General features: G+C 64.2%; 26 protein-coding genes. 10 read left to right on the top strand and 16 right to left on the bottom strand.

What is annotated here, in order from left to right; translation table 11 throughout:
• Positions 1-223: 223 nt before the first annotated feature.
• The 5 genes from IVA96_RS15755 to IVA96_RS15735 all read right to left on the bottom strand — a co-directional run bounded on the left by IVA96_RS15755 (position 224) and on the right by IVA96_RS15735 (position 3,150).
• The gene (locus IVA96_RS15755; RefSeq protein ID WP_247418143.1) at positions 224-421 is read right to left on the bottom strand and encodes a hypothetical protein; all 198 of its coding nucleotides are present in this window, start codon (positions 419-421) and stop codon (positions 224-226) included.
• 11 nt (positions 422-432) lie between these two features.
• A complete protein-coding gene (locus IVA96_RS15750; RefSeq protein WP_247418141.1) occupies positions 433-1,272 on the bottom strand; it encodes a hypothetical protein in 840 nt (279 codons plus the stop codon).
• A gap of 41 nt (positions 1,273-1,313) precedes the next feature.
• Positions 1,314-1,787, bottom strand: a complete 474-nt coding sequence (locus IVA96_RS15745; RefSeq protein WP_247418139.1) for a hypothetical protein — start codon at positions 1,785-1,787, stop codon at positions 1,314-1,316.
• Between the two features lie 233 nt (positions 1,788-2,020).
• On the bottom strand, positions 2,021-2,434 hold the full coding sequence (locus IVA96_RS15740; protein ID WP_247280896.1) for a GFA family protein: 414 nt from the start codon (positions 2,432-2,434) through the stop codon (positions 2,021-2,023).
• Entirely contained in the window at positions 2,431-3,150 is a 720-nt protein-coding gene (locus IVA96_RS15735) for a class I SAM-dependent methyltransferase (RefSeq protein WP_247280895.1), read from the bottom strand. Before IVA96_RS15735 ends, IVA96_RS15740 begins: the two co-directional genes overlap by 4 nt.
• A gap of 160 nt (positions 3,151-3,310) precedes the next feature.
• On the opposite strand from IVA96_RS15735, the gene IVA96_RS15730 reads away from it, so the two are divergent.
• Positions 3,311-3,529: a hypothetical protein gene (locus IVA96_RS15730; protein ID WP_247280894.1), complete on the top strand. Its 219-nt coding sequence runs from the start codon at positions 3,311-3,313 to the stop codon at positions 3,527-3,529.
• Between the two features lie 3 nt (positions 3,530-3,532).
• Here IVA96_RS15730 and IVA96_RS15725 read toward each other — a convergent pair whose 3' ends face one another.
• Positions 3,533-3,697, bottom strand: coding sequence for a hypothetical protein (locus tag IVA96_RS15725; RefSeq protein ID WP_247418127.1), 165 nt, complete (start codon positions 3,695-3,697; stop codon positions 3,533-3,535).
• A 101-nt stretch (positions 3,698-3,798) separates the two neighbouring features.
• On the opposite strand from IVA96_RS15725, the gene IVA96_RS15720 reads away from it, so the two are divergent.
• A complete protein-coding gene (locus IVA96_RS15720; RefSeq protein ID WP_247280892.1) occupies positions 3,799-4,161 on the top strand; it encodes a hypothetical protein in 363 nt (120 codons plus the stop codon).
• 303 nt (positions 4,162-4,464) lie between these two features.
• Positions 4,465-4,719 (top strand): hypothetical protein, encoded by a 255-nt coding sequence (locus IVA96_RS15715; RefSeq protein ID WP_247280891.1) that lies wholly within the window; start codon positions 4,465-4,467, stop codon positions 4,717-4,719.
• A 37-nt stretch (positions 4,720-4,756) separates the two neighbouring features.
• Here the strand turns inward: IVA96_RS15715 and IVA96_RS35815 are convergent, their stop codons facing one another.
• From IVA96_RS35815 to IVA96_RS15695, 4 genes are all read right to left on the bottom strand, one after another.
• Positions 4,757-4,999, bottom strand: coding sequence for a hypothetical protein (locus IVA96_RS35815; RefSeq protein ID WP_346015482.1), 243 nt, complete (start codon positions 4,997-4,999; stop codon positions 4,757-4,759).
• A gap of 251 nt (positions 5,000-5,250) precedes the next feature.
• On the bottom strand, positions 5,251-5,958 hold the full coding sequence (locus IVA96_RS15705) for an outer membrane protein (RefSeq protein ID WP_247280890.1): 708 nt from the start codon (positions 5,956-5,958) through the stop codon (positions 5,251-5,253).
• A 285-nt stretch (positions 5,959-6,243) separates the two neighbouring features.
• Positions 6,244-6,639, bottom strand: coding sequence for a hypothetical protein (locus tag IVA96_RS15700; RefSeq protein WP_247280958.1), 396 nt, complete (start codon positions 6,637-6,639; stop codon positions 6,244-6,246).
• A 263-nt stretch (positions 6,640-6,902) separates the two neighbouring features.
• Entirely contained in the window at positions 6,903-7,271 is a 369-nt protein-coding gene (locus tag IVA96_RS15695) for a hypothetical protein (protein ID WP_247280889.1), read from the bottom strand.
• A gap of 251 nt (positions 7,272-7,522) precedes the next feature.
• Between IVA96_RS15695 and IVA96_RS15690 the strand changes: the two genes are divergently transcribed.
• The gene (locus IVA96_RS15690) at positions 7,523-8,065 is read left to right on the top strand and encodes a tetratricopeptide repeat protein (RefSeq protein WP_247280888.1); all 543 of its coding nucleotides are present in this window, start codon (positions 7,523-7,525) and stop codon (positions 8,063-8,065) included.
• Between the two features lie 101 nt (positions 8,066-8,166).
• Entirely contained in the window at positions 8,167-9,555 is a 1,389-nt protein-coding gene (locus tag IVA96_RS15685; protein ID WP_247280887.1) for a serine hydrolase domain-containing protein, read from the top strand.
• Here IVA96_RS15685 and IVA96_RS15680 read toward each other — a convergent pair.
• Positions 9,542-11,110, bottom strand: coding sequence for a peptidase S10 (locus tag IVA96_RS15680; RefSeq protein WP_247280886.1), 1,569 nt, complete (start codon positions 11,108-11,110; stop codon positions 9,542-9,544). The two genes, IVA96_RS15685 and IVA96_RS15680, sit on opposite strands and share 14 nt — an antisense overlap.
• Before the next feature lie 257 nt (positions 11,111-11,367).
• On the opposite strand from IVA96_RS15680, the gene IVA96_RS15675 reads away from it, so the two are divergent.
• The 3 genes from IVA96_RS15675 to IVA96_RS15665 all read left to right on the top strand — a co-directional run bounded on the left by IVA96_RS15675 (position 11,368) and on the right by IVA96_RS15665 (position 13,396).
• Positions 11,368-12,147 (top strand): NAD kinase, encoded by a 780-nt coding sequence (locus IVA96_RS15675; protein ID WP_247280885.1) that lies wholly within the window; start codon positions 11,368-11,370, stop codon positions 12,145-12,147.
• A gap of 97 nt (positions 12,148-12,244) precedes the next feature.
• Entirely contained in the window at positions 12,245-12,790 is a 546-nt protein-coding gene (locus IVA96_RS15670; protein WP_008549760.1) for a response regulator, read from the top strand.
• Between the two features lie 27 nt (positions 12,791-12,817).
• The gene (locus IVA96_RS15665; RefSeq protein WP_247280884.1) at positions 12,818-13,396 is read left to right on the top strand and encodes an Hpt domain-containing protein; all 579 of its coding nucleotides are present in this window, start codon (positions 12,818-12,820) and stop codon (positions 13,394-13,396) included.
• 115 nt (positions 13,397-13,511) lie between these two features.
• Here the strand turns inward: IVA96_RS15665 and IVA96_RS15660 are convergent, their stop codons facing one another.
• The 4 genes from IVA96_RS15660 to folE all read right to left on the bottom strand — a co-directional run bounded on the left by IVA96_RS15660 (position 13,512) and on the right by folE (position 17,369).
• Positions 13,512-14,687 carry a DUF2336 domain-containing protein gene (locus IVA96_RS15660; RefSeq protein ID WP_247280883.1) on the bottom strand — a complete coding sequence of 392 codons (1,176 nt, stop codon included), beginning with the start codon at positions 14,685-14,687 and terminating at the stop codon, positions 13,512-13,514.
• A 288-nt stretch (positions 14,688-14,975) separates the two neighbouring features.
• The gene (locus IVA96_RS15655) at positions 14,976-16,037 is read right to left on the bottom strand and encodes a lytic transglycosylase domain-containing protein (protein WP_247280957.1); all 1,062 of its coding nucleotides are present in this window, start codon (positions 16,035-16,037) and stop codon (positions 14,976-14,978) included.
• Between the two features lie 187 nt (positions 16,038-16,224).
• Positions 16,225-16,647, bottom strand: a complete 423-nt coding sequence (gene hisI, locus IVA96_RS15650; RefSeq protein WP_247280882.1) for a phosphoribosyl-AMP cyclohydrolase — start codon at positions 16,645-16,647, stop codon at positions 16,225-16,227.
• Positions 16,648-16,676: 29 nt separating this feature from the next.
• Positions 16,677-17,369 carry a GTP cyclohydrolase I FolE gene (gene folE / locus IVA96_RS15645; protein ID WP_247280881.1) on the bottom strand — a complete coding sequence of 231 codons (693 nt, stop codon included), beginning with the start codon at positions 17,367-17,369 and terminating at the stop codon, positions 16,677-16,679.
• Positions 17,370-17,610: 241 nt separating this feature from the next.
• Between folE and IVA96_RS15640 the strand changes: the two genes are divergently transcribed.
• Entirely contained in the window at positions 17,611-18,066 is a 456-nt protein-coding gene (locus IVA96_RS15640) for an iron-sulfur cluster assembly scaffold protein (RefSeq protein WP_247280880.1), read from the top strand.
• A gap of 150 nt (positions 18,067-18,216) precedes the next feature.
• Here IVA96_RS15640 and IVA96_RS15635 read toward each other — a convergent pair whose 3' ends face one another.
• Positions 18,217-19,128, bottom strand: coding sequence for a hypothetical protein (locus IVA96_RS15635; RefSeq protein WP_247280956.1), 912 nt, complete (start codon positions 19,126-19,128; stop codon positions 18,217-18,219).
• A gap of 249 nt (positions 19,129-19,377) precedes the next feature.
• Here IVA96_RS15635 and yidD point away from each other — a divergent pair, with 249 nt between their 5' ends.
• Entirely contained in the window at positions 19,378-19,716 is a 339-nt protein-coding gene (gene yidD / locus IVA96_RS15630) for a membrane protein insertion efficiency factor YidD (RefSeq protein WP_247280879.1), read from the top strand.
• The last annotated feature ends 27 nt before the right edge of the window (positions 19,717-19,743 follow it).

Here is a 19,743-nt window from a genome sequence, read left to right as displayed (position 1 = left end):
GGCGTTGGTCGGGGTATGGGTCACCCCGTTTTCGTCGACCCGAAACTGATCTTCTGTGACCCGCGTCCGCGCCATGACTTGCCCCCCGGTTGCAGGCACCGATACTACACGCGATACCGCGAACCGGGCATGCTCCCGGTGCCGTTTTCCACGTCAAATCTCAGGGGACCGGCTGGGGGGCTTCAATACGACCCGACGCCGGCGCTCGCGCGCCGTCAGCGGACTACCTGAACAAGTTCATCGCCCTTCCAACCCCGACGATCCAGAGACCGGCCCACATCAGCGAGGTGATCGCAATTAGTGGAATGAACACGACGAAGACAGCGACCTTTGCGAGCCGTCTGGGATACAAACTCGCGTAGACCGCAGCATTCTTGGTGATGAAGATCTGCCACAGCAGAAGCGTGAGGATCGAACTCAAGACCCGCTTTGTCAGTTTAAGCCCCAGTGCATCTGTTGGATCACGTTCAACGGCGGCCGGCCCCTATCGGGGGCGTCCGGGGACTGGTCGTCCTTCGTCGGGACCGAATACAGCTTTTGAACCCACCGGATCGATGTACTGTCCGGTGTCGTCACGTACAGCTGTAGGCAGAGGATGTAGCTGTCGTTCTGTTCTCCCTTGCTCCGCCGAAACCGGAGTGCGTTGCCGTCCTTCACCCAAGGATAACGCTCCACCACGTTCGCGTGCACAGGCAAAATGTCTCCCGGCTTTACGACGATCTGGGTCGGGTTGAAGACGATCGATTTGGCGAAGCGGCCATCGCATCCAGTCTTAGGATCGGTGACCAGCACCAATTCTCCATAGATTTCGGTGATGACCGCCGCGCGGTTTCCCGAATTGATGAACGTGAATTGCTGATCCTGATCCAGCAGCAAATCGCCCTTATCGGGCCGCACTGCCAGCGTGCCGTCGACAACGACCCGGATGTCGTCGCGTTGGATTAGCAGCGTGCGGTAGGCCGTGAACCCGGTGATGCACAGGGATATCACCGCAATTGCCCAACCAGCCCAATCGAGCCAGTGCTTCTTTGGCTTGCCTTCCGATGCCTCACGCCTGCGATCGTGCCAAGCCAGCCAGTCTTCGGCGAAGCCGATCGTCATTTGCGTCGTGCCGATCGTAACCGTGCCGGCAGGGCCGGCGTCGGTTTGCGTCAGCCTATTGCGGACGTTCAGGGGACTTTGCGTTTCCAGTTCTTCGAACCAGCGTCTGGCTTCGTCCGGCTGCGCCGGCGACCATCGCGACGCTTCATAGGGAAAGCGATCAGCCTTCATCGAACTCCAACCTTCGGTATCCGATCGCCGGAACTTCCCGTTTACCGGCGCTTCAAGCAATCGTTGCGCCCAACCAGCGGCGAGAACAGAACTCGCCCGTCCGCGCCCTTGTAGAAATACTGCACCTCACCGCCCAACCCGACGAACGCTGCGAGTGCTTCCATGCTGCACACCGAATTTCGCGTGTACTCTTCCACCTGCGCAGCCCAGTCTTGCATGGTTATGCCACGCGCCGTCGCCGTCGCCTCTGCTTCGGCAGCGGATGAACTCATTGCAGCCACGTAGACGAGGCGCGGTCCCGCAGCCGCCACCGACACTATGGTGAGGTTCGCGCTGGCTTTCATCGGCAGTGTCGGTGCCACCGCGGCTTGTGCCGATCGCGCGTAGTCGCAAACGTTGGTCTTGGTGTATTGGGAGAAGCACTCAGGGCCGTCTTCTGCCGCAAAGGCCGTTGAACAGGGCATCAAGGCGAGTGCTGCCGCGGTCAGAACGGCGGCCGGAACTGTCGTTCGCATTGGACTGGCGCGCCTTCCTTTCAGGGTTGGTGCTGCTCAACAATACCCGCAGCGTCGCTGTCCGGGCATGCTCCCGACACCATTATCCCCGCCCAAATCTCCGCTAGCGTCCGGAAGATGTTGGTAGCTCCGTTGGTAGACTGGCAATTCGAGAATAGACTTTACAATAAAATTCAATGCCTTAGATCGATTTAGCAATCCCCTCAGCCGCACCAGCTTTTGCCGCACGGCTCTCACCTCGAATTCTTCGGCGCGCTGCTTTGCTGGAAGTGCTCGGCGTCAGCGATCTTCACCCACACATGCTTCGCCTGCTCGAACACCGATCTGACGGGAGCGGGGTAGTTCGGGTCCGCGATCGCACCGACGGCAACGGCGATCATCGCGGGTAGATTGTCGGCTTTCCAATAGACCGTCGAACCGCAGTCGGTGCAGAAATAGCTGCGGACCTTGCCACCGCTTGCGGCAGCGCGGACGAACTCCTTCGGCGTCCCTGAGAACGTGACGGCGTCAGCTGGATAGAAGGCGCCGACGCCGAACGGCGCGCCGGTTCGGCGCTGGCAGTCGGTGCAGTGACAGGCAACGACGAGACGCGACGGCCCCGGAAGCGACAGCGCAAGCGCGCCACAACTGCATCTGGCATCAATCATCGAAAACGCTCCTCCGTGGCAAGGCAGACACGATCAGGCAATTGATCCAGCTGCCAGAGCCCGAGGCTCTTGTCGCGCCAGCCGCCACCGCCCTCCTCGCAACGCTCGCTGATCAGCGCGTGCGGCGCCGGCCAGTCGAACGGCGGCTTCTCCATGTTCAGCGCCCGCCAGTCGCCATCCTCGCAATCGCGATTTGCCTCCCATTCCGGAAAGGTGGTGGCGAGCAGGAAGCGCGCGCCGCTCATCTGAAATTGCGCGAGGGCGCGATCGATATTCGCAAAGCTCAGATGCACCAGACAGTCCCGGCAGAGAATGACATCCGCACGCGGCAGTGCATCGCGCGTGATGTCGGCAACGAGAAACCGGCCCGACGACCCGCCTGCCACACGCCGGCGGTTGGCCTCGATCAGCGACGGCACGATGTCGATGCCGGTGTAATCGACATCGAGCGTCATGCGGCTGATCCAGCCGGCATCGCCGCAGGGCGCGTCGAGCAGCGAGCGGGCACCGAGGCGTTGCAGCAGTGGAGGAAGCCCCTCTCGGATCGCGGCGGTCGCTGGGTCCTCAGAGCCGAGGCCGGAGACGGAAGTTGGCGCGCCCCAAAGGTTGGTCCGCTCGATGCGTTCGAACCGGGCGGCGAGATCGAGGTCCGCGAAATTCTCGCGGTCGGCGAGGAAACGTTGGTGGGCGAGCACGGGAGGACGGTGGGCGGTCATCGGGTGAGCCTCTAGGCAAGTCGGAAGCCCAGTGTACAGGCGATTCGAGCCTCCGGAATCGCAGCGTGCCATCCGATCTGATCGTTAGCGTTGGGCAGAGTCGGAGACGCTGATCCGATGGGGGTCGGGACCAAAGCCGTGCGTCGCTCGTTCTCGACCCATGCGGATCAGGGAAGAAAATCGAAACATATTTTTGCTGGCGAGCGTGACGCTGTGCTGTGGCGTCGTGGCCGGCACAGTTGCGCTGTTCGAACCGGCGCCAGCACCGACTCCTGCAAAGCAGGTGGCCGAGCGGATGGCAATCGACGCCACCGCTCCGACACCGGTTCGGGTGGTCGGCGCACCCTTCGAGCCCAACGTCAATCCGCGCCAGCGATAACCATCACGTCGGCGATGCCTCCGTGCCCTTCTCGGGCCGGCCATGGGCCCGCGCCAATTCCTCGACGAACGCGATCACCTCCGCCCGCTTGTCGGGCGGCAGCGACAGGAACGCGCGGACGAGCCCTAAGCCCTCCGCTTCGTCCACCCGTTCGTCTTCGTCATTCATCCGACCAATGTCGGGCGATCGGGAAAAATATGCAATCCCTTTCAAACGACCTTGATTCGGCGCGGCCGCTTTGCTGGAATGGAGCGCGGCAGAGGTGGATCATGAAGTGGATCAGGGAACGCGACGCACTGATCGCGCAGACACTGGCCTTCGTTCAATCGGTGACGGGCAAAAAGGATGATTTCCTTCAGCCGGCCGCGCTGTCGGATTCGCCGGCGGCGACCGTCGAGACCGCCCCGGTCGAGATCGGACCGCTCCAGCCCGCTCCGCAGGCTCAGTTCGTCAAGCTCCCGCCGGCACGGACAAGCGGCGATTTTCGCAGCGAGATGCAGGCCCGGATCGCCAATTTCCGCAAGCATCAGGAGCGGTTCGCGCGCGAGCGCGAGGAGTATTGCGCGGCCACCCTGAGCAAATTGCGCGCCGCCATGAGCGACGCCTCCCCCCGCCCACCGGCCGAAAAGTAGGGCCGGCGCTCCAATCGGGGCTTACAGCCAGGACCACACCAGCCAGAGATTGGCCGCGCAGGCGCCAAACAGCGCCAACGTCAGGGGCAGGAGCATGTGCCCGCAGGAGGTTTTCAGGTCGCTCGTCATGGCCGAAAACATCCGCTGATTCCAGCCGGAGAGTCCCAGGGATTCTTTTTTTACGGATTCAGGACTCGTTTACGACTCAGGACACGAACTGCCCGATCACGGCGCCGTGATCGACCAGCCGGCCGGAACCCGTTCCGCGCAAAGTCGTTAACGGGCTTTCCTGGAGCGGGAAGAATGCCCTACGCCCTGTTCTGCAACGACGCCCAGATCAGCAAGGCCTATCCGAGCGAGTCCGACGTCTGGAAACTCGCGCAGCGAAGTGGTCTCGTCGTGGACGTGACCGCGGACGACGAGCGGCCGGGACCGCGCCGGGTGCTCGACAATGACTACGAGATCGCGCCCTGCCAGGCAGCCCAGGGCGAGGACCCCGCCAAGAACAAAGCTGAGGCCGAGCAGCAGTCGAGGATGGAGCTTGAGCTGAACACTTGAGGTCCGGAGCTCCGGGGCGGGAAACCTGAGCGAAGGCTCAGGGCGTCGCGGTCGCGAGAGACGCCTGCTCGCCCGCCAGGGCCACGCAGGCCTTCCGGCGATGCAGCCCGCGGATCGCGCCGGTGACCTTCAGCACCTTGCCCGACGGACAGGAAGCGTCCTTGACGAAGGCCACCTCGTAGGGCGCCAGCATCAGAGGCTCGGATTTAAGGATTGTCTGTGCAGAGCACGGCAAGCAGATGACGCACGCGAGCACCCCTGCCGACACCAAGATACGCATGTTCGTCGTCCCACCAGCCCGGCAATTCTCATATAACGCGTTCCGGAGCGCGAGTTCCGTAAGCGGCAAAAATTATTTTTGCTTTACCCCGCGGCCATGACGCGCGTGAGAAGACGCGCGCCGGAACGTTTGCTTGCAAGCGATGCGCCAGATGGTTGACGCAAAGCGAACAACAGGCCGGCGAGCAAGAGGCGGGCAAACGAAAGGCCGGCGGGAAAGCCGGCCTTGTCAGATCGCGTCGTTGGCAGAGGTCAGTAGCGCGACGCCGACGGACCGCCCCAGCCGAACCGGTAGTTCACGCCGACCTTGACGGTATGTTCATCCTCCCGGCCGCGGACGCCGACGATATCGGCTGGGCCGGAGGTGAAGGTGGTGCTGCCAAAGTTGTAATACTGATACTCGGCCTTGGCCGACCAGCTCGGCGCGAACATGTATTCGAGGCCGGCGCCGACGGTGTAGCCGTCCTTGCTGTTGCCGGTGGTGGTGAAGGCCTGCGGCACCCCGGCGATGTTCACGCCAAGGCCGTTATTGCGCCAGGCATAACCGCCCTTGGCGTAGAGCAGCGTCGGTCCCCAGGTGTAGCCGATGCGACCGGTCACCGACCCGAGCTGGTCGGTGTTGGACGTCACCTGCGTGCCCAGCGGGAACGTGACGCCGTTGTTGTTGGTCGGCAGCCAGGAATACTGGGCCTCGATACCCACCACCCAATTGGGCGCGAACTGGTAGTCGAAGCCGCCCTGCACGCCGCCGAGGAAGCGGGCATCGCTCGACTGGAAGCCATTGTCACCGGCAAAGGCGCCGCCGACATGGCCGCCGATGTAGAAACCTGTCCAGTTGTAGATCACCTGTGGCGGCGTATAGGCCGGTGCCTTGGTGTAAGGGCGCGGCTGCATGTCGGCTGCAGCGGCTGGCGCGGCCAGCGCCAGCAGCGCGACTGCACCGAGCAAAATCGTTTTCATGATCATCCCCGTTCTCTCAAATTCGACCCTCAGCAAACAACGTGGCGTGAATTTGGTTGCTTCGCGGCGATGCCGGAACGTTGATCGTTCGTTACTGTGACGGGTTGGCAACAACGCGATTTTGTTCCGTCACGTCCCTTGCGCCGGCCGTTCTCGTCGTCGGCGCAGGGCGAGCCGTAACGATTTGTCGCGAGACGAAACCGCCCGTTCAAAGCTCGCCAAGATGTGATCCAGCGGCTCCGGCGCGGTCTGTCCTATCATGAGGCGATGAAGGCGGGCTTTGCGCTACCGCGTCATCTTTTCCAGTTCCGGAAAGGGTGCGTAAACCGCACCGGCACAGAGCTCGCTCGTCCGATCGATAACGCGGTCGCTCCGCCCGTTGACGAAAATCACGGCGCGCTCGCGCATGCCCTTGTAGCTGCCATCGGTCTCGCGCGGGGTGAAATGCAGGCAGCTCACGTAGAACTGGCGCCCGCCAACTTCGCGCAGCACCGGATCGGCCATGCTGGCGTCGCGCACCCCGACCGGGTTGTTCAGATAGCTGCGCATCAAGGCCAGCGTGTCGCTGCGGAAGTTGTCGGGAAACGGCTGCGGCCCTCCGGCCTGGGTCCCGCCCATCAGCGTTGGACGGTCACCGTCGCTGCCGAAGCATGCCGCAAGCGCCAACGGCAACGCCATGATCACTGCATATCTCGCCAATCGCCCCACAGGCACCGCTCTCCGCTCGATCAGACTCGGAGGTGTTCTAGCCCCAAGCTTCCACGAACCCAAGCCTGCATGATCTAAGCTTGCACAAAGGGAATTCGCTTGCAGCGGCGCAAACGGCGCGCCGGTCCGCCGCCGACACCTCGGGCTTTCGCACGAGGCATGGCGAACGGACCGGGCCTGAACTCCGCACGCGGCGGCGGGGCAATGCCAGGGATGCCGCCGCGCGGGATCAGTGGTCAGTTGCGCTTGTCCGATGTCGCCGGCTTGGTCACGTCCGGCTGCGCCTTCAGCGATTCCTTGGCCGTGACCTGCTTGTGGTGATGGCGATGCTTGCGCACGGACTTGTGCTCGTCGGGCGTGGCGGCGGCGTTGGCGTTCATCGCGTTCGACTTGGTGTCCACCTTGGCATTCGCCTTGACGTCGGAAGCCTTCGTGTCGGGCTTGACGCCCGCATCCGATTTGACCGCAGTATCCGCCGCCTTGGTCTGGCTCTGGTCCGCCTTGATCACCGGCGCGGTCGTGGTGGTCTTGCCCGCCTCGGCGGCGAAAGCCGGGGCTGCGATCACGGAGGCTGCGAGCAAGGCTGCGGAAATGGTCTTCAACATGGTTGGTCTCCTCTGGGAAGGATCTTGAGGCGGCGCCCTCTCGTCACCCCTTCGATCGTAAGTCCGAGCCTAGAGAGCAGCCACTGAACCCAGTCTGAAGCCCATTGCGGGCTCCCGTTCATCTCGATGACAAGTTTGTCATCTGCGCCGGGACGAATAGATCGTGCGAAGCGGGAATGTTTTTGCCCCATGGGTGTTCCGGTCTTCGGGCAATCGTGTAGGATCGCCACGTTTCATACGGGAGAACATCAATGCGCAGACTCTCAACGCTTCTGGTGCCGGGACTGGTCTCGATGGCGCTGGCGGCCGGGCCGACGCTGACCAGCGCCTATGCCGCCGGCAGCGATGAACCTTCGCCGCCGCCGAAGTCGGACACTTCGACCAAAAAAGGCAAGAAGAAGAGCTCATCCGTCAGCGATCCCAAATTCGTGGCGGCCTATCGCGCCGCCTACACTGCGATCTACGACCGTCACGACTACAACGGCGCGATCGACCAACTGAAGTCGCTCAAGCGCGACGACGTTGCCGATGTCGCGAACCTGATCGGCTACTCCTATCGCAAGCTCGGCGATTACCAGTCGTCGAAGGCCTATTACGAGCTGGCGCTGAAGGACGATCCGAACCACGTCCGCACCTGGCAGTATTACGGCCTCTGGCAGCTCGAGCAGGGCAACCGCGAACAGGCGCAGTACCACCTGAACAAGATCGCCTCGCTCGCCGGCACCGACAGCTCCGAATATCGCTCGCTCGCCGCCGCGCTCGACAGGCCTACCGGCGCGACGCTGGTCTACTAAGACATCACTATTTGAATGAAGCGAGCGCGCACAACCTTGGGGTTGTGCCCGTTCCACTTTCTCGGCTAGCCTTGCGCAGCATCCCTCGCAATTGGTGTGCAATGGATACGTGGCTGCGATCCGCGATCGACTACATCGGCTCCTGGATCGAATTCCAACAGAGGACATTCCAACAGCCCGGCGTCATCATCGCCTTTGCCCATCGCGGCGAGGTCGTCGCCGAGCACGCATTCGGCCTTGCCAATCTCGACACCGGCGAGAAGCTCACTCCGCGGCACCGCTTCCGCATTGCCTCGCACTCGAAGAGCTTCACCTCCGCCGGCATCATGAAGCTGCGCGAGCAGCGCAAGCTCCGACTCGACGATCCGATCGGTCAATACGTCGGCGGCCTGCATCCGCGCGTGGCAGAGACGACGATCGCGCAGGTGCTCTCGCACAGCGCGGGACTGACGCGTGACGGCGCCGATTCAGGCCAGTTCATCGATAGCCGGCCCTATCTCGATGCGAAGGAGCTGCTCGCGGAATTGAAGCTGCCGGCCGCAATCGAGCCCGGCACCCGCTTCAAATATTCCAATCATGGCTTTGGCCTGATCGGCCTCGTCATCGAAGCCGTGACCAAGGAGCCCTACCCTGTCTGGATCAAGCGCGAAATCGTCGAACCCGTGGGCTTGCGTGAGACCGAACCGGATGCGCCGCTTGCCAAGAGCACGCCGTTCGCGCGCGGCCATACCCGAAAGCTGCCGCTCGGCGAGCGCTGCGTAATCCCCGGCGACAATCCCGCGCACGCCATGGCGTCCGCGGCGGGCTTCGTCGCGACCGCCGGCGATACCGCCCGTTTCTTCGCGCAGCTCGCGCCCAATGCGAAGAAGAGCGTTCTCTCGGTCGCGAGCCGCCGCGAGATGACGCGACACCACTGGCGCATCCCGCAGAGCTTCGAGGGCTATTACGGGTTAGGCGTCAACGCCGGCAAGACCGACGGCTGGGACTGGTTCGGCCATGGCGGCGGCTTCCAGGGTTACATCTCCCGGACCTGCTCCATCCCCGCTTGCGAGCTCGCGATCAGCATCCTCAGCAATTCCATTGACGGCGCGGCGCCATTCTGGATGGACGGCTCGATGCAGATCCTGCGCGCGTTCAAGACACGCGGCGCGCCCGACCGGCGCGTGCGCGACTGGACCGGCCGGTGGTGGACGATCTGGGGAGCCACAGATCTCGTGCCGGCGGGCAACCGCGTGCTCGTCGCCAACCCGCAGTTCAACAACCCATTCATGGATGCCGCCGAGATCGAGGTCACCGGCCGCGACAGGGGCAAGCTCGCCTGGGCCGCCGGTTACTCCAGCCATGGCGAGCCGGTCCGCCGCGTCCGGGACAAGCGCGGCAAGGTGAGCGACATCTGGATCGCCGGTGCCAACGTCAAGCCTGCAAGCGTCGTGGCGCGCGAGATCGCGCGCCGGTATCCGCCACGCAAGCGGCGGCCTACTCGCGGATAAGCGCCTCGACCTCACTGCGCATCGACTGCCGCGAACCGTCGCGCGAATAAAACATGTGGCCGCCGGGATAGACGACGAATTTCACGCGTTGCGTAACGAAGGCCGGTAACTGGTCGAGCACGCGCTTCGATCCGAAATAGGGCGTGGCGAGATCGAACAGGCCGTGCGCGACCAGCAGGTTCAGCTTTGCATCGGTGGCGAGAATCTGGCGCAGTTCCGACACCGATTGCGGCGGGTTGAGGCCGCGGCCGAAATCCCAGTGGCCCTCGACGCTGCCGTTCAGGACTTCATAGGAGCCGTCCGGCCGCCAGTTGAGCTTGCGTGTCAACACGTCGACCGCGGCACTCGTCAGCGGCGCCTGGAGTGCATCGCCCGAGGGGTCGCCGAAGCGGGAGCTGCTGGAATCCGGGTAGGGATCGAAGCCGCGCACGGAGCCGTCGTAGCGTCCCGTCACCTTGCCGTTCTTGCGATCGAACTCGCGGCGGAATTCACCGACGTCGAGCCGGCCGGCGAGCCTGCGGCTCACCGCCTGGTCGATGCCGGTGAGCTCGGCGACTTTGTCGGCCAGCCGGTTGGTCGCCTCCTTGTCCGCCTCGCCCTTGACGAGGTCAGCCAGGAATTCGCCGCGCGCGTAGGCCTCGACGTCGGCGAGATCGGCGCGCGTGACCGGTGCCTTGGCTTCGCGCGCCACCGCGACATAGCTCGGCAGCGTCGCGACATATTGCAGCAAGCTCGTGCCGGCGAACTCGCGGAAGTCGAACAGCGGCGAGACCAGGATCAATCCCCTGACGCCGACTCCATGCTGCAGCTGCAACTGGCGCACCACCTTCGGTCCGCGAATCCCGCCATAGCTTTCGCCTGCTACGTATTTCGGCGAGATCAGCCGGTCGTGCTTCTCGAGCCAGCGGCGGATCACCAGCGCGATCGAATTGGCGTCGCCGTCGACGGAATAGAAGGACTTGCGCGCGTCCTCGCCGCTGGCGACGAAGCGGCTGTAGCCGGTGCTGACGGGATCGATGAAGACGAGATCGGTGAAGTCGAGCCATGTCTCCGCGTTCGGCTTCACCTCGGGCGAGGCGGACGGCGACAGGGCTTCGCCATCGAGCGGCAGCCGCCACGGCCCCGCGGCGCCGAACTGGAGCCATGCCGAAGATGCGCCGGGCCCACCGTTGAACAGGAAGGTCACGGGGCGCGTCGCGCGATCGGCACCGTCGAGCTCATAGGAGGTCACGGCGATGTCGGCCAGCGGGTCGCCCTTGCCGTCGAACACGCGGATCGAGCCGGCGGTCGCGGCGAAGTTGAGAGTGCGGCCAGGCAGATCGAGCGTCTGCTTCGTGGTGGAGTCCGGCGGCAGACGATGCAGCTCGGCCGCCGACGGCGAACCAGGCGCAGAGCTTTGCGCGCCACCGCCACGCCCGCCTTTCTGTCCGGCCGGCGATGTCGTCTCGGAGCGCGGCTGCGGCGGATCCTCCGCGCGCGCCCATCCTGCGAAGGCGAAAGCCGACACCGCCATCACCAGCATCGCGTGGCGGAGCGCCGGCAAACTCAATACCATGATCGTTCTCCGTGCCCGGCTCTGAAGGCCGGTGCGCACCGATCATTAGCCAGGAATTGCGACGGTTTGGGGGATCATGGGTTCGGCGGCGCATGGAGAGGTCTTTCGGGCCCGAAGCGCTCCCGTTTCGTCCTGAATCGGGATGGGGCAATCCCCCGTTTGCCTTGAAAGGCGGTCCTCCTCGACAATCCAGGCCCAGGTCGTATAGACGAGCCCGGCGGAACTTACTCGAGCCAGCGGCACCTGCCCGGGAAGCCATGACCAAACCCTCGCGATACGACCGGATCGCCTTCGTCGCCAGCCCGAGCAGCGAGGCGCAGGCCGCCTTCGGCCAGCTCACCCGGGATTATGGCAATTACGACCCCAGGGAAGCCGATGTCGTCGTCGCGCTCGGCGGCGACGGCTTGATGCTCCAGACGCTGCACCGGAACATGCACACGGGAAAGCCGATCTACGGCATGCACCGCGGCACGGTCGGCTTCCTGATGAACGAATACTCGACGCACGATCTGCGCACGCGGCTCGAGGCGGCGCATGAATCCGAAATCCATCCGCTCTTAATGCGCGCGACCGACGTCAACGACCGCGTCCACCTGCACCACGCCATCAACGAGGTCGCACTGTTCCGGCAAACCTACCAGGCCGCACGCTTAAGGATTCTGATCGACGAGCGCGAGCGCATGGCCGAGCTGATCGCCGACGGCATCATGGTGGCGACGCCGGCCGGCTCTACCGCCTACAACCTCTCCGCCCAAGGGCCGATCCTGCCGATCAACGCCGCGCTGCTCGCGCTGACGCCGATCAGCGCCTTCCGCCCGCGCCGGTGGCGCGGCGCGCTGCTGCCCAACACGGCCTATGTCGTGATCGAGGTGCTCGAGGGCGACAAGCGCCCCGTGGCGGCGGTCGCCGATCATGACGAGGTGCGCGACGTTCGCCGTGTTGAGGTCCTCTCCGACAAGACCATCTCGATGCGCATGCTGTTCGACCCCGGCCACAGCCTGGAAGAGCGGATCCTGCGCGAACAGTTCGGCTACTGAGCCGCCGGCCCGCCCCTCTCAAAAGGCCGATCGCAACCCTTCGTTAACCCCCGCCACGATATGGTTAACGAAGGTTGACCGCTTTGGCCCGGGCGTCATGTTCCGTATCGACTTCAACAAGCTGCGCTTCCTCGTCTGCGACGACAATCCGCACATGCGCCGCATCCTGCGGACGCTGCTGCATTCGTTCGGCGCACGCGAAGTCTACGAGGCCGAGGATGGCGCCACGGCGCTGGAAATGTACAGCCATTACGTGCCCGACATCGTCATCACCGATTGGGCGATGCCGATCTTCGACGGGCTCGAGCTCGCGCAAATGATCCGGCAGCCCGAATCCAAGGGCAACCCCTACGCGCCGATCATCATGCTGACCGGCCATTCCGAGAAGCGCCGCGTCACGGTCGCGCGCGATGCCGGCGTCACCGAATTCCTGGCCAAGCCGATCTCGGCCAAGGGACTCTACCAGCGCATCCTCAACGTGGTTGCCAATCCCCGCCCCTTCATCAAGACCAAGACCTATTTCGGCCCGGACCGGCGCCGTAACACCAACTCTGCCTATATGGGCCCGGAGCGTCGCGTCGGCGAAAAGCACGAGGTGCTCCAGCAGCCCTCGCTGCTCGACAAGGCCCGCTCCTCCATCTAGCGCAGCGTCTCACACGAGGCAGGCATCATGGCGAAGAACAGCGCAAAGGACATCGAGGTCAAGGCCTTCGCCACGCATCACGTCATCACGCAGCCCAATCCCTTGCGAAAAGTGCTGCGCCGGGTCGAAGCAAAAGACATGGACGATCCGGTCGCCCGCGCCGAGCAGGCGCTGGCGGGCCTGTCCGGCCAATTCAAGGACTGGATGAGGATCGAGGTCGAGAGACTGTCCGCCGCCTGGACCGAGGTGCAGCAGGATGGTTTCACCAGGAAGCTGCGCGACGAGCTGTTCCACGCCGCACACGACATCAAAGGCGATGCGGCGACTTTCGGCTTTCCTTCGGCAGCGGGAATCGCCGAGAGCCTGTGCCGCATCATCGAGCATGCGCCGGATCTTTCGAAGGTGCCGGCCGAGCTGTTCACGCACCACATCAACGCAATCCTCGCCATCGCGCACGAGAACACCAGGCTTGACAGCATCAGCGTCTCCGCGGAGCTCAGCCGGCGCCTGCGCAAGGTCGCCGACGAATATCTCGCCCATGTCAACCGTGATCGCCCCGAACATCTCGAGGTGATCCTGGCGCCAAGCATTGCGCCGGCGGAATAAGGCCCAGCTCTTCCCTCTCGTCGTTGCGAGCGCAGCGAAGCAATCCAGAACTGTCTCCGCGGTGAGACTCTGGATTGCTTCGCTGCGCTCGCAGTGACGGAATTCGCAGGACCTGCTACGCCGCGATCAGATCGTCATAGAGCGGATCGACCGCGTCCTCGGCGACGAGCTCGTCGCAGAACAGCCGCGCCTCTTCGCGCGCGGACTCGGTGGCGAAGCGGCGGAGCAGGACCATCAACGGTTCGGTAGCGCCGCGGTCGGTCTCACAATGGGTGAGCACGCGCTCCACCATGCGACGGCGCAGCCGTACCGCGCGGTCATCGGTGTCGACAAAACCCTGCTCGTGGCAGGCGTCGAGCGCGACTTGGAATGCCGCAAATGTCGCCTCGGGCAGCCCGGCGCGGCGGAGCAACGCGTGCAGGGTGTTGCCGCCGCGCTCGTGCAGCAGCGCCGAGACGCGCGCCAGCGGCAGATCGGCGAGTTCGGCGAGCGCCGCGTCGAACAGGTCGAGATTGCTCGACAGCAGCGCGCGCAAAATCAGACCCGCCGTGAGCTGGCCGGTGATGCGCAGGTGCCGCACCAGGCCCTGCATGTCCCCACCGCGCGAGCGCGCCGCGATGTTGATGGTGGAGCGGTCGCGCGCCTCGATCGTGATGCGTTCGGCACGATCGGCACTCAGCCAGTTTCGGGCCACGACGAATTGCGCAAGGGTCTCGGAAAGCTTGGCCACCAGCGCCGCGCGCGTTGCGGCCGGCAGATCCTCCAGCACCAGCATCGCTTCGCGGATCGCGGCGAGGTGGCCGTGGCGCTCGACGATACGATTCCACGAGAACGGCGCGAGCTCGGCATGGGGATTTTCGATCAGCTCCAGCGCGGCCGCCGCGCAGCCGACCTCGGCGATGGCGGCGCAGACCGAGACCGGCAGCGCGATACGGCGGGCGACCGCGCACTGCACCTCGTCATTGCCGGTGGCGACGATGTCGACGAGATCGGCATCGATCAGCAGCGGAGAATGTTCGAGCACGGGCAGCGCAACCGTCGGCTGATCCGCCGACAGCGCCCGCACGATTGCAGCCGGCGCCTCGGTGCTGCGCGCAAAGGCCTCGGCCATCGCCCGCCGCACCAGCGGCGAGGGATCGTCGAGCAACATCAAAAGCGCGCCTTCGGCGGCGACGCGGTCATCATGAGAAAGGTCTGAAATCAGCCAGGCCCGGGCCAACGCCCGCGTCGCCTCGGCCCGCTCGCCCGCGGACGCCGTCCTGATCCAATTGATGAACTGCCGAACAATCATGGTGCTTCCGGCCTACGCAACGAAAACGAAAAATAGTGACGGCTTGTCACCTGCAACACAAAATAAACCACGACGCTTAACAAAGCGTTCACCATAACTGGCTGGTTTTATTGACGTTTTGTTAAGGGAACAAAGCCGCGCTTTTCTTGTATCCCGCACACGGTGCGGCGCGCGAGCGCTGCGCCGCTAAGCCGGGCCTATTTGTTCGGAAGGATTTGCTGCGCCTGGGTCCCAGCTCAGCGCCGCAAGCGTTGTACGCTGCAGAGCGTCCGGGCACGAGAGCAGATGCTAGCTCGAGAACGTGCCGCTGCGATCGCTGAAGAGATCGAGCGGCTGCGGCGGACGCATGTCCGGCGTTGCTGAGGCCACCGAGGTGAGCGTGGCGTTGTTGCCCCACAATTTCTGCACAGCGGTCGAGACCGGCTGCGTGGCGTCGCCAGGCTGATAGATCGAACGAAACGCCGGCGTGGTCGGCGCATTGTCCGCGAGCGTCGTAGGTGACGTCGCACTGACGGGCGTCACGGCGCGGGTATTGGGGAAGGTTTGGAGATAAGCGGCGTTGTCGATCACCGGCGCTGTCGGCTGTACGCCGTTGGCGCCCGCCACCTGCGTAGTCGAGGGCGTGCCGCCATACATCGCCATCGCACTGCGGGTGATCTTGGAATTCGCCGCGCTGGCATAGCGCGCGTCCAGCACCGAGTAGACTTCGGAGACGCTGCGCGCCCGGCCGTCATTGGCGTAGAAGATCGAGCGGTTGGCGGCGGCCGCGTTCGGAAAGAGCCGCGCGCCGACGGCTTGCGGATTGTCCTCGGCATTGGCGATCAGTTTCGCGGCGCCGCCGACACCCATGAAATGCGCCATGTAGAGTTCGCTGTCGCTCGGCCTGCGCCCGAGCAGGCCGGTGAGCTTGAAACTGTTCGACTGCGTCAGCGCCGCCGCCATGCTGGACGCGGCCTCGGGATCGTCGCGCAGCTTCATGATCGACCGCTTGATCATCGGATCATCGACGATGTAGCTGCCCGACGCGGTCTTCGTAATGGCGTCGGCATAGCTGCCATAGCCGAGCTGAGTGCCCGCCTCCTTCACTGTGCCAAGCCAGGTCTGATCGATGAACTGATAGAGCCCGTGCGCGGACGAGGTGGTGGCACCGGCCGTCGGATTGAAATCCGATTCCATCTTGGCGGTGGTCAACATGTACTGGAAGCCGACGCCGGAGATATTGGAGGCCTGCTTGATCGCGCCGGCGACGCGCGCCCGCGACGGATCGAGACCGGCCGTCTGCGTCGCACTGAACTTGTCGACCGACATGATGAAGTGCCCGCCCCGCGCGGCATTGAGCGGCGCCGGCAATTCGGCGCCCAGTCGTCTCACCGTGGAACAGGTATGGTTAATGCGGGGTAAATTTGGCTCTCGCCCTGCCGAACCGAGTCGTTCGGGGGCGCACCGAAGCTGCGAGCCCCAGAATCCATTCCACCGCACATGATATCGCACGATCGATTCCGGGCTCGTGCTTCACATGCCCCAGAATGACGGATGGCTACTTCTTGTAGATGTCGCCCGGATCGAACAGCCGCTCGGCATCAACGAAGACGAGCCTAGCGCCGCCGCCCTCGGCCTCGACCTTGCGGTAGAAGCACGAACGTCGCCCGGTATGGCAGGCCGCGCCGATCTGCTCGACGCGGATCCAGACCGCGTCCTGGTCGCAATCGGTGCGTATCTCGACCACGCGCTGGGTCTGACCCGATGTCTCACCTTTTCGCCACAAGGCGTTGCGCGAGCGGCTGAAGTACCAGGCTTCGCCGGTCGCGATCGTCTTGCGCAGCGCCTCGTCATTCATGTGCGCGACCATGAGGACGTCGCCATTGACGACGTCGGTTGCCACGCACGTCACAAGGCCCGCGGCGTCGAATTTCGGCAGGAAGGCGAGACCTTCCTCGACTTCGTGAGAGTGGGCGGACACGAGCGTCCTCGCTTAAAACGTTGGCGAGGTCAGCGCTGCAGGCCTCGCACAAGGGACAGGAAACGGGCCTGTTCCGCCGGATTGTCCCGGAACATGCCGGTGAAGCGGCTGGTGAAGGTGGAAGCGCCATGCTTGGCGACACCGCGCACCGACATGCAGGTATGCTCGGCCTCGATCAGCACGGCCACGCCGCGCGGCTTGAGGACCTCGTCGATGGCGGCCGCGATCTGCGCCGTCAGATGTTCCTGGGTCTGGAGCCGGCGGGCGAAGATATCGGTCAGGCGCGCGAGCTTGGATAGGCCGACGACGCGCTCCACCGGCGTATAGGCGATGTGCGCCTTGCCGTAGAACGGCATCATGTGATGCTCGCATTGCGAGGTGAACTCGATATCCCGCACCAGGACGAAATCGTCATAGCCCGCCGTCTCGCCGAAGGTGCGGTCCAGGACCTCGGCCGGGCATTGATGGTAGCCCTGATAGAGCTCGTCGAAGGCCTCGACCACGCGGCGCGGCGTGTCGAGCAGGCCTTCGCGCTCGGTATCCTCGCCGATATAGGCGAGCAGCGTCTTCACCGCTGCTTCCGCCTCGGCGCGCGCAGGGCGCGGCTGGTCGGCGCGGACGGCGGCCGCGAGAAATTCAGCGGGATCAAGCTCGGCCGGGCGGCTCTCGGGCTGGCGGTCCGAGGGCTTGTTGGGGCGGATGGATTTGATTGCAGCGTCCATATCGACTCCGTTCGACGGCCTTACGGCCGGAGTGTCACCGGCAGACGGGGCGGCAAGCCGCCGGACGCCTGAACAGAACAGTCTCGGCGAAAAAGGTCCGCTCGTCGCCACGCCGGCCGCACCATTCTGGATCACCGCCGGTGGGCCGCTGGACTGTTTTTCCGCGAGTTCCGACCCTATATAGGACCCTGGACGCCGCCCGCCAAGGCCGATCGGGTGCGGAAGTGCTGGACTCCATCACATGCTGAACGACATCTACAACAAGCGGATCATCGAACTGGCCGGGAATATTCCGCGGCTCGGGCGGCTGTCGGACCCCGATGCCTCGGCCACTGCCCACTCCAAGCTGTGCGGCTCGACCGTGAAGGTCGACCTCAAGATGAACGGGAACACCGTCACCGACTTCGCCCATGACGTGAAGGCCTGCGCCTTGGGACAGGCCTCTTCGTCCATCATGGCAAGTCGGATCGTGGGGTCGACTGCGAGCGAACTCCGTGAGTTGCGCGAAACCGTTCGCAAGATGCTGAAGGAGAACGGTGCGCCTCCTGAAGGAAAATGGGAAGAGATCAAGTTCCTCGAGCCGGTCCGCGACTACAAGGCGCGGCATGCCTCGACCCTTCTCACCTTCGATGCGGTGGTCGATGCTATCGGCCAGATCGAGGCCAAGGCGAAGCAGCCGGCGGCGGCTCAGGGCTGAGTGCTCTCCGTCGTTCCGGGGCGATGCCACCGGACCCGGCGTATTGGCCGGGTCGACGACATGCTCCGCATCGAACCCGGATCCAGAGATTGCCGATCTTCCGGGCTGGCGCTGTCGCGCGCCACGGAATGACCCATCAAAGCATATCGTTTACTTCTGCGCCGCCGCCGCTGGTGTCGCCACGCCGCCGGCCGTCGGCACCAGGGCTTCCGCGGTCTTGGTTGATTTGGCAGATTGCTGCGGCTGCTCCGGTTCCGCGCCGTACCTGGCCTGCGTCTTCGATGTAAGCTCCGCCATCGCCGGTGCGGAGATGTCCACATGCGGCAACACGTCGGCCACGAGGTCGGTGGTCACGAGATTGGTGAGCTTAAGCTCTCCGGCGTCGAGCTCATGCAAATCTTCCCACGGCGGCACGCTGAGTGCGAGCGACAGCAGATCGCCGGCACCCCCCATGTCGAACGTGTATTTGGCCAGCCGGCCGATGTCGCGCTCCACGATCATCAGGTCCTGGGCGCTGTAGCTCGCAGCCTTGGCATCGTCAGCGCGGTCGCCCATCCAGATCTGGTGGACCCGGACATGGGCAGCTTCCGGCACATAGCGCTTCTTGCCGGCGAGCAGCAGGAACACGCACATCGATTCGCAATAGGCCCCCGGCGCGACCGCCGGACGGGCGCCTTGCCCGCCGCGGTTCTGAACGCTGATTCCGACCGTGGTCAGAAGTCCGAGGTTGCGGAAGCGCCGGCCGAGCGTGATCGCGTCGTTGACCGAGCCGCCGCTGGAGTCGAGCACCACCGTGGCGCCGCCCAGCTGGCGCCCGCGAGAAAACTCCTCAAAAGCCTTCGGCGTATCGGCGGTGATGATTCCGACCGCGCTGACCCAGCCGCGGCAGTTCGGCTCGCAGGCCACCCAGCTGAACTTCATCGGCAGCTTGCGCTCTTCGAGCGCAGCACCGGCTCGAGCTGACGTTCCAAGGGTCGCGACGGCGCCAGCCAGCGCGACTCCACACACGGCGGTTCCCACCAGCAACCAGCCGCGAAGATTAAGGGAGTTCAGAAGTCTCAATCTGGTTCCTTCCCCAAGCCCTAAAAGGTCCCCAAACAATCCCCGGTAGCGCCCTCTGAGTCCATCATACAGGCGTATGTTTCTACACACGGGCGTCATAAAAATGGTATCCGGGCGAATACAGATCGTCCACAGATACTTGCTGCACTGCTCCCAGAAAGCAGGCAAAATATGGCGCGCAAACAACAGCTTACAGTTCCCTGCTGCGGAACTGAGCAATACTTCGCTTAACCTGACAGCAAAGCGCACATGAAGCATTCAGCCTGCGAGCACTGTTCCAGCCCGGTCGCGGGCGCGCTCCGGCTCCCGCGCCGATTCGGCCGCGCGCTGATCTGGCTCTATCGGCACACGTTGTCGCCTCTGGTTGGTTACAATTGCCGGCACCTGCCGACCTGCTCCGTCTACGGCGACGAAGCGATCGAACGGTTCGGACTCTGGGCCGGCGGCTGGATGACACTCGCGCGCCTATTGCGCTGCAATCCCTTCGGCACCTCGGGCATCGACAACGTACCGCTCACCGCACCGCAAGGCGCGCGCTGGTATGTGCCCTGGCGCTACGGCCGCTGGCGCGGGGTCAACGCATCCTGAGTGCTGCGGTGCTGTGCCGTCGCGGTC

The organism is Bradyrhizobium sp. 159 (assembly GCF_023073795.1).
Classification (GTDB): Bacteria; Pseudomonadota; Alphaproteobacteria; order Rhizobiales; family Xanthobacteraceae; genus Bradyrhizobium.
Note: the sequence above shows the minus strand (reverse complement) of the source record. Positions and strands in the feature narration are given on the sequence as shown.

Coding starts and splice junctions, on each gene's coding strand:
- IVA96_RS15750 (WP_247418141.1), bottom strand. CDS start 1,272: ATGAAGGCTGATCGCTTTCCCTATGAAGCGTCGCGATGGTCGCCGGCG.
- IVA96_RS15745 (WP_247418139.1), bottom strand. CDS start 1,787: ATGCGAACGACAGTTCCGGCCGCCGTTCTGACCGCGGCAGCACTCGCC.
- IVA96_RS15740 (WP_247280896.1), bottom strand. CDS start 2,434: ATGATTGATGCCAGATGCAGTTGTGGCGCGCTTGCGCTGTCGCTTCCG.
- IVA96_RS15735 (WP_247280895.1), bottom strand. CDS start 3,150: ATGACCGCCCACCGTCCTCCCGTGCTCGCCCACCAACGTTTCCTCGCC.
- IVA96_RS15730 (WP_247280894.1), top strand. CDS start 3,311: ATGCGGATCAGGGAAGAAAATCGAAACATATTTTTGCTGGCGAGCGTG.
- IVA96_RS15725 (WP_247418127.1), bottom strand. CDS start 3,697: ATGAATGACGAAGACGAACGGGTGGACGAAGCGGAGGGCTTAGGGCTC.
- IVA96_RS15720 (WP_247280892.1), top strand. CDS start 3,799: ATGAAGTGGATCAGGGAACGCGACGCACTGATCGCGCAGACACTGGCC.
- IVA96_RS15715 (WP_247280891.1), top strand. CDS start 4,465: ATGCCCTACGCCCTGTTCTGCAACGACGCCCAGATCAGCAAGGCCTAT.
- IVA96_RS35815 (WP_346015482.1), bottom strand. CDS start 4,999: ATGCGTATCTTGGTGTCGGCAGGGGTGCTCGCGTGCGTCATCTGCTTG.
- IVA96_RS15705 (WP_247280890.1), bottom strand. CDS start 5,958: ATGAAAACGATTTTGCTCGGTGCAGTCGCGCTGCTGGCGCTGGCCGCG.
- IVA96_RS15695 (WP_247280889.1), bottom strand. CDS start 7,271: ATGTTGAAGACCATTTCCGCAGCCTTGCTCGCAGCCTCCGTGATCGCA.
- IVA96_RS15690 (WP_247280888.1), top strand. CDS start 7,523: ATGCGCAGACTCTCAACGCTTCTGGTGCCGGGACTGGTCTCGATGGCG.
- IVA96_RS15685 (WP_247280887.1), top strand. CDS start 8,167: ATGGATACGTGGCTGCGATCCGCGATCGACTACATCGGCTCCTGGATC.
- IVA96_RS15680 (WP_247280886.1), bottom strand. CDS start 11,110: ATGGTATTGAGTTTGCCGGCGCTCCGCCACGCGATGCTGGTGATGGCG.
- IVA96_RS15675 (WP_247280885.1), top strand. CDS start 11,368: ATGACCAAACCCTCGCGATACGACCGGATCGCCTTCGTCGCCAGCCCG.
- IVA96_RS15670 (WP_008549760.1), top strand. CDS start 12,245: ATGTTCCGTATCGACTTCAACAAGCTGCGCTTCCTCGTCTGCGACGAC.
- IVA96_RS15665 (WP_247280884.1), top strand. CDS start 12,818: ATGGCGAAGAACAGCGCAAAGGACATCGAGGTCAAGGCCTTCGCCACG.
- IVA96_RS15660 (WP_247280883.1), bottom strand. CDS start 14,687: ATGATTGTTCGGCAGTTCATCAATTGGATCAGGACGGCGTCCGCGGGC.
- folE (WP_247280881.1), bottom strand. CDS start 17,369: ATGGACGCTGCAATCAAATCCATCCGCCCCAACAAGCCCTCGGACCGC.
- IVA96_RS15640 (WP_247280880.1), top strand. CDS start 17,611: ATGCTGAACGACATCTACAACAAGCGGATCATCGAACTGGCCGGGAAT.
- yidD (WP_247280879.1), top strand. CDS start 19,378: ATGAAGCATTCAGCCTGCGAGCACTGTTCCAGCCCGGTCGCGGGCGCG.